Genomic DNA, 14271 nt, shown 5'->3' with positions numbered 1-14271 from the left:
GTCTTGTTAACAATTGCGTTACAAAATATAAGCAATGTTAAATAACATTGATAAAACATAGCGGAGTACAAATGACAAAAGTACGTATGGGTATGGTAGGTGGTGGGCCCGATGCTTTTATCGGCCAGGTGCACCGTATGGCCGCCGGACTGGATGGTAATATCGAACTGGTTTGCGGAGTGTTCAGCCGGGACCAACAAAAAAATAGACAGGCAGGCGAAAGTCTGTTGGCCGATCCGGCTAGAGCCTATGCCGATATTGCCTCATTATTTGCTGCCGAACAAAAACTTCCAGCAGAACAACGAATGGAATTTGTTTCCATAGTCACACCCAACAGTTCCCATCATGCCATAGCCAGTGCAGCTATAGACGCCGGTTTTCATGTTTTTTGCGAAAAACCCGCGACCTTTACTCTGGCCGAATCCGTGGATCTACAACGGCAACTACAAACATCGCCGGTATTATTTGGCTTGGCTCATACCTATACCGGTTATCCTCTGGTAAAAGAGGCTCGGCAACGGGTTGCCAACGGCGAGTTGGGTGAAATTAAAAAAGTGGTTGTCGAATATTCACAAGGTTGGTTGGCGAAAAAGCTGAATAATCAAACCAGTAAGCAAGGCAGTTGGCGTCTGGACCCGACCTACGCAGGGGTAAGCTGTTGCGTAGGAGATATTGGCGTGCATGCAGCCAATCTGGCTGAGTATATTATTGACAGTCCGATTAAGCAGATATTGGCTGATTTGGGTAGTGTTGAAGCTGACCGCAGCCTGGACGATGACGCTACAGTATTATTGCGTTTTGCCAATCAGGCTCGTGGAGTACTGATTGCCAGCCAAATCAGTTTAGGCGAAGAGAACAACCTGAATATTAAAGTTTACGGCAGTCAGGGCAGTTTAAGTTGGTCGCAACAGGAACCAAACTCTTTGTGGCTGATGTCAGGCGATCAACCCGCGCAGCTGCTGCGCACCGGCTTTGATTATCTTTGTGACCAGGCCAAACAATGTACCCGCACCCCGGCAGGTCATCCTGAGGGTTACATCGAAGCCTTTGCCAATCTTTACCAGGCTTTTGCAAATGGTGTTAAGCAACATCGTAATAACCCGGTAAAAGATTCTCGGGTTGAGGGTGTACCGGATATCGAGCATGCCGTATCCGGTATGCAATTTATTGAAGGCACAGTAACAAGCAGCCAGGCAAACAACAGCTGGCTAAAATTGGATAAGTTAACCCCTGCGGAGCACACTAAATGAAAGGACCGGCGATATTCTTAGCGCAATTTATGGGCGATGAGGCCCCGTTTAATTCTCTCGACTCCATTTTACAGTGGGCCAGCTCGTTAGGTTACAAGGGAGTGCAAATTCCTACCTGGGATAGTCGCTGTATTGACCTTGAACGGGCGGCAACAAGCCAAGCCTATTGTGATGAATTAACCGCAAAAGCCGCACAATACGGACTGCAAATAACCGAATTGTCCACCCATTTACAAGGCCAGCTGGTGGCGGTGAACCCTGCCTATGATTTGATGTTTGACGGTTTCGCCCCCGAGGCGCAGCGAGGCAATCCCGCTGCGCGCACCGAGTGGGCGATTAATCAGCTGAAACTGGCCGCTAAAGCCAGTCAAAATCTGGGTTTAACCAGCCATGCTACGTTTTCCGGCGCTTTGCTCTGGCATACCTTCTACCCGTGGCCACAGCGGCCCGCCGGACTGGTAGATGCCGGCTTTGCCGAACTGGCCAAACGCTGGAAGCCAATTTTGGATGTTTTTGAGGAGTGTGGCGTGGACGCCTGCTATGAACTGCATCCAGGCGAAGATTTACATGACGGGGTTACTTTTGAGCGTTTTCTGGATGCTGTCGATCATCATCCACGCGCCAATATTTTGTATGATCCCAGCCATCTGGTATTGCAACAAATGGATTATCTGGGCTTTATCGATATCTATCATGACAGGATCAAAGCCTTTCATGTCAAGGACGCCGAATATAAACAGGATCCACGCAGCGGCGTATATGGCGGTTATCAAAGCTGGATCGATAGACCGGGACGTTTCCGCTCGCTGGGAGACGGCCAAATCGATTTTCGCGGCATATTCAGCCGTTTAACCAAATATGACTATCAGGGTTGGGCTGTACTGGAATGGGAGTGCTGCCTCAAACACCCTGAAGACGGAGCGCGCGAAGGGGCGCCATTTATTCAGCAACACATGATCCGCAAACCACAAAAAGCTTTTGATGATTTTGCCTCTGTAGGCGCAGATCAGGATTTGAATAACAAAATACTGGGGCTGTGACATCAACACAAACACCCCGGACAATACAATAACTATAATGAGATAAACCAATGAACAACAACAGCAAACTATTCAATATCAGTTGTATAGCATTGATCGTTACGGCAATGACATTTGCCATCCGTGCCGGTATTTTGGGTGAGTTAGGCAGCATTTTTAATCTCAATGATACTGAACTCGGTTGGGTTAACAGCATGGCCTTTCTGGGTTTCCCGGTGGCGATGATGGTACTGGGTCTGCTTTACAATATTTTAGGCGCTAAAAAGATACTGGCCCTCGCGTTTATCGGGCATTTACTTGGGCTAGTGTTAACCATTTATGCCAGTGGTTTCTGGTCATTACTTATTTCAACCTTCTTGATTGGCTTTGCCAACGGGGCCGTTGAAGCAGCCTGTAATCCACTGATTGCCGATACCTATCCAGACAAGAAAACCACCATGCTCAACCGTTTTCATGTGTGGTTTCCAGGGGGCATTGTGATTGGTGCGCTGGTATCTAATTTTATGACCTCTATGGGGCTTGGCTGGCAATTACAAATTGCGGTGATGATTGTACCTACCATTATTTATGGTTATTTAGTCTTTACCTCGACCTTTCCTGCAACGCAAAATATTGAATCCTCAACATCAACCAATATTACCGCGTTACTGTCACCCTTATATTTATTTATGATTGTATGCATGACATTAACGGCTATATCCGAATTTGGTCCTCAGCAATGGGTGGGGCGTTTACTTGGCGAAAGCGGTGCCTCACCGATGATTATATTAGCTTTGGGTACAGGTTTAATGGCAGTAGGCCGTTATTTTGCCGGGCCGGTCATCCATGCACTTAATCCAATTGGTGTATTACTGTTTTCTGCCATCACTGCCACTATAGGTATCTACCTGCTAAGTATTGCAACCGGCAGTATGGTCTATCTGGCCACCATTGTATTTGCCTGTGGGGTGATGTATTTCTGGCCAACTATGGTCGGTTTTATCGGTGAATATCAGCCCAAAACCGGAGCTTTAGGTATGTCGTTAATTGGTGGGGCCGGCATGTTTTCGGTCAGTATCTGGAATCCGGTTATTGGCGGCTGGATAGATACCAACCGCGAGGCTGCCATTGCCATGGGGCAAATGGGCGAAACGGCAGAATTAGCCACCGGCCAGGCCACATTGCAAAGTATGACGTTGTTCCCGCTCACGCTAGTCGTGCTGTTCGCTGGCTTGTATATGCTGCGTAAAAACTTTGCACACAAGCATAACTAAATGAACCTCGCTGGAATTTACCGGAGTAAATAATGGATATGTTAAACAAAGTGTTTGATTTCTATCAGCAACACGACCTTGACAAACCCAGTCCGTTGTTTGACTTGCTCAGCGACGCATTTTATTTCGCTAAAAACCGCGACGGTCATTTCGTTTATGCCAATCGGCTGTTGTTCGAACATTTTGATCTGGATGATCCTTCTGATGTGATTGGTAAAACCGATTATGACTTTTTCCGATTCGATATCGCCGATCAGATGCATCAGGATGATCTGAAGGTCATGAATGAAGGCATGACCATCAATAATAAACTGGAGTTGGTGCAAGATGGCAAAGGAGATGTTCACTGGTTTATTACCAGTAAGCTGGCACTGAAAAATAAAGCCGGTGACATTATTGGCGTCGAAGGTTTTACCCGCGATGCCCGGCGCTCCCAGTCCAGTTTTGAACCTTACAATGTATTTCGTCATTGCATCAGTTATTTGCAGCAGAACTACATGAACAGCATCAGTATCGAAGAGCTGGCCAAGCTGTCCTGTATGTCGCTCAGTACCTTTGAGCGGCGCTTTAAACGCCAATTTGCTATTACTCCCAACCAATACGTCAAACGTTTGAGGATCCATAAGGCCTGTGAACTACTGATGGCGGGCTATAGCATTCAGCATGTGACTATGGCATGCGGCTTTTGTGACCAGAGTTACTTTACCCGTGAATTCAGGGTATCAATGGGTATGACCCCCAGAAAATATCAACTTAAAAGTCGTACCTGACAATAATTATTAAAAGCGGGCCGACAGAACCACTATCAGGCCCATTCAACAAGGGCAATAACATGAAAAACTCACCTCTCGCTCGTCGTCAGTTTATAAAAATGGCCTTGGCCGCTTCGGCCACAGTATCCAGCGGCTTGTTGTCCGGCCTGGCTTTGGCCGAGCCTACCCGTTTGTTCAAGATATCGTTGGCGCAATGGTCATTGCATAAAGCCTTTCGCAGCGGAGAAATGGACCCGGCCAACTTTGCCTCCATCACCCGTAAATTGTTTAATCTGGATGCCATCGAGTACGTCAACCAGTTTTATTTCGATAGCTTGTCCGACAAAGTGGTTATGCAGCTGAAAAATCAGGCCAAAGATGAAGGCATCGAAAGCCGCCTGATTATGTGCGACGGCGAAGGCGCACTCGGCGATCAGGATGCCAAAGCGCGTAAAAAAGCGGTACAGAACCATTATCGCTGGGCCGATGCGGCCCAGGAGCTAGGTTGTCATTCTATTCGGGTCAATGCGCAAAGCAGCGGTAGCTGGGACGAGCAAATGAAAGCCGCCGCCGACGGGCTTAATCAACTAGCTGAATATTGTGCGCCGTTAAACCTGAATGTAATAGTCGAAAATCACGGTGGCCTGTCCTCTAACGGCAAATGGCTAACCGGTGTGATGAAACTGGCAGACAATCCTCGAGTGGGCACCCTGCCCGACTTCGGCAATTTTATTATTAACCGCGAAACGGGCGAAGCATATGACAAATATCAGGGCGTAACGGAATTAATGCCTTACGCCAAGGCTGTCAGCGCCAAAACCAACGGCATTAATATGCAGGGTAACGAACCGCACATTGATTACTACAAAATGATGAAAATCGTAACCGATGCCGGTTATCACGATTATGTCGGTGTCGAATATGAGGGCAGCGACTGGCCGGAAGTCGAAGGTGTGCATCAAACCATAGCGCTGCTGGAACGAGTGCACAGACAGTTACAGCTTGATGCAAATAAAGCCGTGTAATTGGCGATGAATATTAATGGTCAGGCAACAACACAGTATGATGCCATTGTGGTTGGAACCGGTATCAGCGGTGGCTGGGCAGCCAAAGAGCTATGCGGCCGCGGACTCAAAACTCTGGTATTGGAAAAAGGCCGCGATGTTAAGCATATTGTGGATTATCCCACCGCCCTAAAAGCGCCGTGGGAATTACCTCATGCTAACCAGCTGACAGACGAACAACGCAAACATTTTCCGGTTCAAGGACAAGGCGGGCTGCTTAAGCAGGACAACCAGCACTGGTTTGTCAACGATCTTGATAATCCCTATACCCAGATAAAACCCTTTTCCTGGTTCAGAGGTCACCATGTGGGTGGCCGTTCACTGATGTGGGGACGGGTCAGTTTACGCTGGAGTGAAATGGATTTTGAGGCCAATAGTAAAGACGGTTTCGGGGTGGATTGGCCAATCCGTTACGCCGATATTGCCCCCTGGTATAGCCATGTAGAAAAGTTTATCGGTGTAAGCGGTCAGGCTGCGGGGCTAGCGCAACTACCCGACGGCGAATTTCTCCCGCCCTTTGAACTGAATGTAGTCGAAAAAGAAGTCCAGAAAAGACTGGCCAAAGCCTATAAAGATCGCCACCTGTTACCCAGTCGCAGCGCTAATCTGACAGTGCCACATAATGGCCGTGGTAATTGTCAGGCCCGCAACAAATGTATTCGCGGCTGCCCGTTCGGGGGTTATTTCAGCAGCAATGCGTCTACCCTGCCGGCCGCCGCGCTGACAGGTAATATGACCTTACGCCCCGATTCGGTAGTAGCCGAAATTATTTATGACGATAAATTGGGCAAGGCTACCGGTGTGCGGGTGATTGATTCACACACTAACGAAGTGATCGACTACCATGCCAAAATTATCTTCCTGAATGCCTCAACTCTGGCATCAACCTCTATTATGCTTAACTCGGTTTCGAAGCGGTTTCCTAACGGTTTTGGTAATGACAGCGATCAACTGGGCCGTAATCTGATGGATCATCACCATCAATCCGGCGCCTCAGGTACCTTTGAGGGGCTGGAAGACATGTATTATTCCGGACGCAAGCCAGTGGGTTTCTACATTCCCCGTTTTCGCAATATCGGTAAGCGGGACAGTCAATTCCTGCGTGGTTTTGGCTATCAGGGTGGTGCCGGACGCAGTAATTGGCAACGCGGTGTAGCAGAACTGAGTATTGGCCAACAACTCAAGGCCACCCTGATGGAACCCGGCAAATGGGGCATGGGGATGACAGGTTTTGGTGAATTTTTACCTTACCAGCAAAACCGCGTAACACTTAATACCAAGGTGCGGGATAAATGGGGTCTGGCCACGCTCAATATTGATTGTGAATGGCAGGAAAATGAACTGCTGATGCGCAAGGATATGGCTGAATCGGCGGCTGAAATGTTGGAAAAATGCGGTTTAAAAGACGTTAAAGCATACAACAATACCATTGCTCCGGGTTTTGGTATTCATGAAATGGGTACTGCACGTATGGGTAGAGATCCCGAGACATCTGTACTCAACGGCTTTAACCAGGTACACGCTGCTAAAAATGTATTTGTCACCGATGGCGCCTGTATGACTTCATCTGCCTGCCAGAATCCCTCATTGACTTATATGGCACTGACTGCCCGCGCGGCCAACTATGCGGTGGATGAACTAAACCGGAGAAACCTGTAATGCTGAATCGTCGTGTGTTTCTAAAACAAATGTCAATGTTGTTAGGCGGCGCATTGAGCGCACCGGCATTACTGGCGCTGGAGAATAGCCATCAACTAACCGGGTTAGTAAATGACAAGACCTTGTTTAATGATGATATTCCGTTATTCACTAGGATTGCCAATACCATCATTCCGGCTACCGATACGCCGGGCGCTGCAGATGCAAAAGTGGGCAATTTTGTGCACGATATGGTTAATCAGGTATTCAACCAGCAGCAGCAACTCGATTTTGCCAATCACTTGCAGCTATTTCGGCAGCGTACCAAGATTCAAATGGGACAGGACTTTATGAATCTTTCTGCCGCACAACAGCAGCAGTGGTTAACCGAGCTGAACCAGGATATGGTGCATCGGCGCTGGGGTCAGCCCGTTGAGCAGGACAATGGCCTGGACTTTTTCCAGACCATGAAAGAATTCACTATTATCGGTTTTTTTACCTCTGAAATCGGTGCAACCAAAGTACTGAAGTATGATCCGATCCCGGGCAGCTATAAGGGGTCAGTGCCTTATAAAGAAATTGGTCGTGCCTGGGCGGAATAGCTCAGCCAAGCCGGCCTCGGCAGCCGGTTGTAGCTTTCGTTGCCGCCCTTTATTATCAATTTGCTAGAAGTTATTGAACCTGTAATACCCGTGAATCCAACCCGCTTAGGGTTAGTTGAATACTGCCCTGTCCATCTTCAATAATCAGCTTCGGAGCAGATTTTTGACTAAGCTGATTGGTCAACGAGTATTGACCGTCGGCGATTTGCCAACTTGAAATAACATCTTTAGGCAGTCGCAAGGTCAGCTGTTTGGCCTGTTCTGCAAAATTACTGATCACAATCAGGCGTTTGTCTGCTGACCAGCGCACAAAACTGAATAGCTGATCATCGTAACCCTGGTTAAATTGACGGTTGAAACGATGCAAACCGGCGTATTGACCTTTGAATGCCGGGTAACTGGCAGATAAATTCAGTAAACGCATATAAAAATCACGCAAGGACTTCTCGTCAGCAGATAAATTGCCACCGTCAAATTTGCCGTTATTCATCCAGCGTTGATGTGCCGGTACACCGGCGTAATCAAAAATACTGGTGCGAGAGGGATCGCCAAAACCCAAATCCTGTTCGGCGGCTTCGCCGACCTCCTGCCCAAAATAGATCATGGTCGGCGCGCGCCCTGCCAACGCCGAGTACACCATCGCCGGTTTAGCTTTATCCGGATTGCCGGCGAAGGCATCGCTGGCAATGCGCTGTTCGTCATGGTTTTCTAAAAAATGCAGCATATGCGCATCAATATCCTGCAAGCTGTGTTGAATATCCACCAAGTCATCGGTACTAGCACCACCCTGAATAATTGCCCGCAAGGTATCGTAGGTGCCGACCTTGTCATACAGATAGTCCATTTTGCCCAGCTGAATATAATCACGATAAAGCTCGGGTTGATAAATCTCGGCCAGTAAAAACACGTCAGGCTTTTGGGTTTTAATAGAGCTGTTGAGATAGCTCCAGAACTCCACCGGTACCATGGCCGCCACATCATAACGAAAACCGTCCACGCCTTTATCCAGCCAGTACAGGGTAATATCATGAAACTTGCGCCATGAATCGGGTACATCCACGTTTTGCCAGAATGCCGCATGTTCAGCAATATTTTTATCGGCGTACTCGGCCGGTAAACGCGGAAAGTCGTAACTGCCATCGGGTTTAACCCCGTAATTGATTTTGACTGTTTCGTACCAGTCATTGGCATCTGGTTGCGCAGCGCGGGAACCGTTACCGGTCCATTTGGCCGGTTTTTCGTTAAACTGTCCGTCCGCCAGGGGATGGGATTCGCCATTTAACGGTAAATAGCCGTCTTTGCTATTTGGCACACGAAATGCCTGACCGGGCACATAATAAAAATTATTATCTCTGGCGTATTCCAGCCGGGTATTATCCTTGGCACCAAAATCCACCACCCCTTCCGGCGCACTAACCGAGGCATAACGTCTGGCAACATGATTGGGCACAATGTCGATAATCACCTTCATGCCCTGTTGATGAGTGCGTTTGATTAACGCCTCAAACTCCTGCAAACGTTGTGATACATCGTCGGCTAAATCCGGATCGACATTGTAATAATCCTTTACCGCATAAGGCGAACCTGCGCGCCCTTTGACCACATCGGGATCATCATTGCTAATACCAAAAGCGGTATAATCGCGGATAACCGCATGATGGGGAATACCGGTAAACCAGATATGCGTAACGCCCAGTTGTTTAATCCCCTTGAGCGCCTGCGGGGTAAAATCGCTGAACTTGCCAACACCATTTTCCTCAATGGTTCCCCAAGCTTTATTGGTGGTATTTTTATTGCCAAATAGACGGGTCATCACCTGGTAGACCACAGGTTTGCTAGTTACTGCTGGTGGTTGAGCGTTATCCATTGCAGGCGTTGTCACCCTTTGCTGATTAGCACAGGACGATAACAGTAGCAGTAATACTCCGGCTATTGCTATGGATAAACGCATTATTGCACAGTCCATTGCAGGATTAACGCAGACTTTGCCGCTAAGGAAATTGGCTGTTGAAACGAATAGTTTTGTCCGCAAATCACGCTCTGCCCTTGCGTCGCATTACCCAGCATTTCCCTATAACGGTTTAAATCCAGTTGCCGTTGCCCACCTTTATTTAACACTACCATCACCTTTTGTTTGTCGGTATAACGGAAATACACATAGACCCCGTCTTGCGGTGCGTAATGAGTTAACTTTCCACTGGTGACTGCCTCGTTACCCTGACGCCAGTTAAGTAATTTGGCCAAATATTGCTGTACCTGCTGTTGTTGCCCGGTCAATCCTTGGCCATTAAATGCATTGACCTGGTCATTTGACCAGCCGCCCGGGAAGTCGCTGCGAATAATACCGTGATCTTCGGTACCCTGATTGCTCATCAACACTTCATCCCCATAGAAAAACTGTGGAATGCCTCGTGTGGTAGCAAAAAATGCAAAGGCCATTTTGAGTAGATCGTTATCCTGATTGAGCTCAGTGGTGATACGGCTCATATCGTGGTTATCCGGGAAAATCACCAAATTACCCGGATCGGCATACAGAAAGTCGTTGCTTAGTGCCTGATATATTTTGGCTAATCCGCCATTAAAGGATTCCGCTTCATTCAAACCGGAGACCAGTGCATGTTGCAGCGGAAAATCCATTAAACTGGGTAAAGCCGAAGGATAACCTTGACCCAAAACGCTATCTTTTTGCCAGTAGGATACGATAGCCGGATTCAGGCTCCATTCTTCCCCCACCAGATTGAAGTTCGGGTATTCTTGCATAATGCGTTGGGTATAATCGGCCAGAAAATCCTTGTCAGGATAGGAATAGGTATCCAGCCGAATGCCGGATAAATTGGCATATTCAATCCACCAGATGCTGTTTTGAATCAGATAAGTGGCCAGTAACGGATTACGCTGATTGAGATCCGGCATACTGGGCACAAACCAGCCATCGCTAAAGGCCACTCGATCGGATTTAACCCCATGAGGATCACGTAATGCTTCACGGCGGTGGGTTGTGCCGACAAACTGGCCTTGATGATGGATCCAGTCGGCGGTCGGTTTATCCTGCATCCACCAGTGACCAGAACCAATATGATTGAGGATCACATCCTTAATCAGACCTATGCCTTGTTTAGCGGCCTGGGCGGATAAGCTTTTATACAGCTGATTATCGCCGTAACGCGGGTCAATCTGGTAGTAATCGGTGGTGGAATAGCCATGATAGGAATAGCTATCCTGGGCATTTTCCAGCACCGGCATCAACCATATTTGGTTAAAACCCATGTGTTTAATGTAATCCAGATGATCGATAATGCCCTGAATATCGCCGCCATGGCGACCGCCAATATCGGCGCGATCCCACTTGTCAGCCAGGCTTGCCACGCTATCATTGGCGCTATCACCATTGGCAAAACGATCCGGGGTAATCAGATAAATGGCGTCTTTACTGCTAAATCCCTGTCTTTGCGCAGAGCCTTGTCGCCGCGCCTGAATATGATAGGGATAACGCAGCTCAACCTTGCCATCGCGCACAAACTGGATGTCAAACTTACCGGGTTTAACCTGTTTATCCAGCAACAGGTTAATAAACAGGTAATTAGCATTGTCGACAGCTTGCACAGACTCCAGTTTTACCCCCGGATAATCAAGCTGCACCGTCAAATCACCAATATCATGCCCATGTACCATTAATTGTAATTCGGGTTGCTGCATCCCGGCCCACCAGGACAATGGCTCAAGATGATCAATTTTTACTGCCGCCAGTGTATTGGCTGACAACATCATCAGCCCCACCCATGCCACCATACGCTTCATGGTTGTAGCGCCTTGAAACGGATTGCCGTACCGCCACTTTTAGCCATTTTCAGGCGTAGCTTGTCGGCAGAGGTAACGTTTTTGTTTTCAATCACATAATCATAGGGATTGGTTAGCCAGTCAGCGTCTTTACCATCACGATAAATTTGCGCCTGATAATTTTTACCCGGCGACAGAAAATCCAGCGCAATCTCCACGCTACGGGCGTTTTCATCAGTTAACGCGCCCACAAACCAGTCATCGGCGTCGCGTTGCTGGCGGGCAAATACCACATAATCACCTACTTCACCGGCAATAGCACGGCTGTTTTCCCAGTCGGTCGGCACATCCTTGATAAACTGGAAGGCATCAGGATGTTTTAAATAATTACGCGGTAAATCTGCCGCCATCTGGATCGGACTATATAACACCACATATAGCGCCAACTGTTTGGTTAAGGTCGTGCGTGGACGGTTTTCGCCATCCAGACCATTAAAACTCATATCAAAAATACCGGGAGTGAAATCCATTGGTCCGGCCAACATGCGGGTATAAGGCAGAATGGCAGTATGCTCGGGGGGATTGGGCGGCGTTCCCCAGGCATTAAATTCCTGTCCACGTGCGCCTTCACGGGAGATCCAGTTAGGATAAGTGCGGCGCAGTCCGGTGTCTTTAATCGGCTCATGGGTATTAATACTGATATGGCGTTTGGCCGCCTCGGTGACAGAACGTAAATATTCCCCCACCATAAACTGGCCATCATGCCATTCATGCCGTACCAGCCCATTTTCATCAATACGTTTAATATCTCCAGCATCAGCCACATAACCTGTCTTGACCATAGTCACGCCATTTTTCTGATATAAATCATAGGCGTCGGCCATCTGGTTTTTATAATTGGTGACATTACCGGAGGTTTCATGGTGGCCAATCAAGCGCACGTTTTTGTTTAAGCCATAGGCGGTAACTTCAGGCAAGTCAAAATCCGGGTAACTCTCGGTGAAACTGAATACATCACCGTTGTTAAACCAGTCGCCATCCCAGCCAATATTCCAGCCTTCCACCAGTACACCGGCAAAGCCGTTATCGGCGGCAAAATCCATATAACGCTTGGTTTCAGATGTAGTAGCGCCATGGTTAGGGCCGCTACCCCAGGTATTTTCCTTGATATGCATCCCCCACCAGATACCCACATACTTACCCGGCTCAACCCAGGATACGTCACCCAGTTTATTCGGCTCATTCAGATTTAAAATCAGATCGGAATTTAACAGACCTTTAGCATCCGGAGATACCTGTACCGTGCGCCATGACGATTTAAACGGTGTTTGTGTTTTAACCAGAATTCCGTCTGACCAGGGAGTAAGATCGGCTTTGAGTTCACCTGCTCGTTGAGGTTCGAGCGTCATGGCCGCCCAATCCACTAGTGCCGCTTCATGAATACTCATATGTATGCCGCTATCCAGCTTGAAGGTGAAGGGCGTATGTGAACGGCCAACTTTATCCAGTGCCGTAGTGTTATACACATATTCATAACGGTTAAAAGCGCGCGACGGGATCCACCAGGCAGTGGCCTTGTCGCTATCCGGGATGACAAATTCGGTATCTTCGTCAATCACATCCACCTGATCCAGACCGGCCTGTTTGGGGACTTCGTAGCGAAAACCTATACCATCATTAAACACCCTAAAACGCAGGGTGAATTTACCTCGTTCCGCATCAGTCAATTCCACTGCCAGCTCATTATGATTGTCCAGCACCTGTTTACGTTCTCCCCAGGGCTGGGTCCAGCTTTCACTCACCTGCCCGGTTTGTTTGCCGCTAATTTTAAAACCGTCACCAAACTGCCCCTGTTGCTTGAATTCCAGCCCCAATGGAGAGGGCAAGATAATCCGTTGTTGCTGATAATCTACCCAATATTCAGTGCGATCATGTTCATCGGAAATACTGACGACAAGCTTGCCATCCGGTGAACTAACCTGCAGTTGTTCGGCTAGCGCGTTAGTCGACAAAAGGAGGGCAATAACTAAGCTTGGTTTTAACAATGACATGAGGTCTCCACTCGGTATCCGGATCAATGACGGTCAGGTAAATTTAAGAATTTGCTAACTTACTCAAAAAATGCTGAACAAGATGGCAACTGCAAATCAACTGGGTCTGATAGTACCGTTAACAATTCATCAACAACAATAAAGTGCATACGTATTCACAGCAGTTGAGCAGATTCCTCAGACCACTGTTTGATTTCGGCAGGAGTGTAATAATTGCGTTGTTTAATTTTTAATTCAGCTTCACTCAATTGCGGATATAGCCATTGACGGAATTCAGCTAATCCCTGTGCATAGCCAAGCTTTAACGTTTGAAAATCGGTAGCCCGCTCATATTCTGCTTCAAACATCGGGTCGGTCAGAATCGCATAATAGAAACGGCCCAGCTCAAAAACATCCATTTTCTGATAGTCATTAAAGTGGGTTAATTCATGCACCAGAATAGCCTTTAGCGCGGTGTCGCCGATATTCTGTTGTTCAAGCTTGGGATTGAGATAAAGCACGTAGTGACGCTGCCCAATCAATAAAGCAGGGACCTCAATATCGGTCGCCAAAAATATCGATGAACTGTCAATCCCTTGCAACGAAAGCGATATACCTTGTAAAGCAGGGAAAGATTGTTGTTCAATTTCAGCAATCAACCCCAACACTTTTTGCTTGAATTTTTGCGATGGAAGAACAGGAGCCTCGCCGCAGGCACTTAATATCATCGTAACAATGAGTATACTCACCGTTTTTAGTCTTGTATTTTGCATGCAATTCAGGCTAAGTTGCGATTAATATAATAACAATTAGCTTACAATTTATTTCCTATGTCGTCAGAAAATAGTCTTAGTCAGCAAAAAGT

General features: G+C 47.6%; 11 protein-coding genes. 7 read left to right on the top strand and 4 right to left on the bottom strand.

Annotation, left to right across the window (positions count from 1 at the left end; all coding sequences use genetic code 11):
• Positions 1-71: 71 nt before the first annotated feature.
• The 7 genes from V1467_RS06595 to V1467_RS06565 all read left to right on the top strand — a co-directional run bounded on the left by V1467_RS06595 (position 72) and on the right by V1467_RS06565 (position 7599).
• Positions 72-1250 carry a Gfo/Idh/MocA family protein gene (locus V1467_RS06595; RefSeq protein WP_416308005.1) on the top strand — a complete coding sequence of 393 codons (1179 nt, stop codon included), beginning with the start codon at positions 72-74 and terminating at the stop codon, positions 1248-1250.
• Positions 1247-2290, top strand: coding sequence for a sugar phosphate isomerase/epimerase family protein (locus V1467_RS06590; protein ID WP_416308004.1), 1044 nt, complete (start codon positions 1247-1249; stop codon positions 2288-2290). Before V1467_RS06595 ends, V1467_RS06590 begins: the two co-directional genes overlap by 4 nt.
• Positions 2291-2340: 50 nt before the next feature.
• A complete protein-coding gene (locus V1467_RS06585; RefSeq protein WP_416308003.1) occupies positions 2341-3543 on the top strand; it encodes an MFS transporter in 1203 nt (400 codons plus the stop codon).
• Positions 3544-3575: 32 nt separating this feature from the next.
• Positions 3576-4313 (top strand): helix-turn-helix domain-containing protein, encoded by a 738-nt coding sequence (locus V1467_RS06580; protein WP_416308002.1) that lies wholly within the window; start codon positions 3576-3578, stop codon positions 4311-4313.
• 62 nt (positions 4314-4375) lie between these two features.
• A complete protein-coding gene (locus V1467_RS06575; protein WP_416308001.1) occupies positions 4376-5320 on the top strand; it encodes a sugar phosphate isomerase/epimerase family protein in 945 nt (314 codons plus the stop codon).
• Positions 5321-5326: 6 nt separating this feature from the next.
• A complete protein-coding gene (locus V1467_RS06570; RefSeq protein ID WP_416308000.1) occupies positions 5327-7018 on the top strand; it encodes a GMC oxidoreductase in 1692 nt (563 codons plus the stop codon).
• Entirely contained in the window at positions 7018-7599 is a 582-nt protein-coding gene (locus V1467_RS06565) for a gluconate 2-dehydrogenase subunit 3 family protein (RefSeq protein ID WP_416307999.1), read from the top strand. Before V1467_RS06570 ends, V1467_RS06565 begins: the two co-directional genes overlap by 1 nt.
• A gap of 70 nt (positions 7600-7669) precedes the next feature.
• Here the strand turns inward: V1467_RS06565 and V1467_RS06560 are convergent, their stop codons facing one another.
• From V1467_RS06560 to V1467_RS06545, 4 genes are all read right to left on the bottom strand, one after another.
• A complete protein-coding gene (locus V1467_RS06560; RefSeq protein WP_416307998.1) occupies positions 7670-9550 on the bottom strand; it encodes an alpha-amylase family glycosyl hydrolase in 1881 nt (626 codons plus the stop codon).
• Complete coding sequence (locus V1467_RS06555) at positions 9550-11397, bottom strand: glycoside hydrolase family 13 protein (protein ID WP_416307997.1); 1848 nt, start codon at positions 11395-11397, stop codon at positions 9550-9552. Before V1467_RS06555 ends, V1467_RS06560 begins: the two co-directional genes overlap by 1 nt.
• Entirely contained in the window at positions 11394-13427 is a 2034-nt protein-coding gene (locus tag V1467_RS06550) for a glycoside hydrolase family 97 protein (protein ID WP_416307996.1), read from the bottom strand. The genes V1467_RS06555 and V1467_RS06550 overlap by 4 nt, the downstream gene beginning before the upstream one ends.
• Before the next feature lie 155 nt (positions 13428-13582).
• Positions 13583-14155, bottom strand: coding sequence for a hypothetical protein (locus V1467_RS06545; RefSeq protein WP_416307995.1), 573 nt, complete (start codon positions 14153-14155; stop codon positions 13583-13585).
• Positions 14156-14271 lie beyond the last annotated feature (116 nt).

This window comes from Neptunicella plasticusilytica, from assembly GCF_047922965.1.
Lineage (GTDB): Bacteria > Pseudomonadota > Gammaproteobacteria > Enterobacterales > Alteromonadaceae > Neptunicella > Neptunicella plasticusilytica.
Note: the sequence above shows the minus strand (reverse complement) of the source record. Positions and strands in the feature narration are given on the sequence as shown.

Coding starts and splice junctions, on each gene's coding strand:
- V1467_RS06550 (WP_416307996.1), bottom strand. CDS start 13,427: ATGTCATTGTTAAAACCAAGCTTAGTTATTGCCCTCCTTTTGTCGACT.
- V1467_RS06560 (WP_416307998.1), bottom strand. CDS start 9,550: ATGCGTTTATCCATAGCAATAGCCGGAGTATTACTGCTACTGTTATCG.
- V1467_RS06570 (WP_416308000.1), top strand. CDS start 5,327: ATGAATATTAATGGTCAGGCAACAACACAGTATGATGCCATTGTGGTT.
- V1467_RS06585 (WP_416308003.1), top strand. CDS start 2,341: ATGAACAACAACAGCAAACTATTCAATATCAGTTGTATAGCATTGATC.
- V1467_RS06595 (WP_416308005.1), top strand. CDS start 72: ATGACAAAAGTACGTATGGGTATGGTAGGTGGTGGGCCCGATGCTTTT.
- V1467_RS06555 (WP_416307997.1), bottom strand. CDS start 11,397: ATGAAGCGTATGGTGGCATGGGTGGGGCTGATGATGTTGTCAGCCAAT.
- V1467_RS06590 (WP_416308004.1), top strand. CDS start 1,247: ATGAAAGGACCGGCGATATTCTTAGCGCAATTTATGGGCGATGAGGCC.
- V1467_RS06580 (WP_416308002.1), top strand. CDS start 3,576: ATGGATATGTTAAACAAAGTGTTTGATTTCTATCAGCAACACGACCTT.
- V1467_RS06565 (WP_416307999.1), top strand. CDS start 7,018: ATGCTGAATCGTCGTGTGTTTCTAAAACAAATGTCAATGTTGTTAGGC.
- V1467_RS06575 (WP_416308001.1), top strand. CDS start 4,376: ATGAAAAACTCACCTCTCGCTCGTCGTCAGTTTATAAAAATGGCCTTG.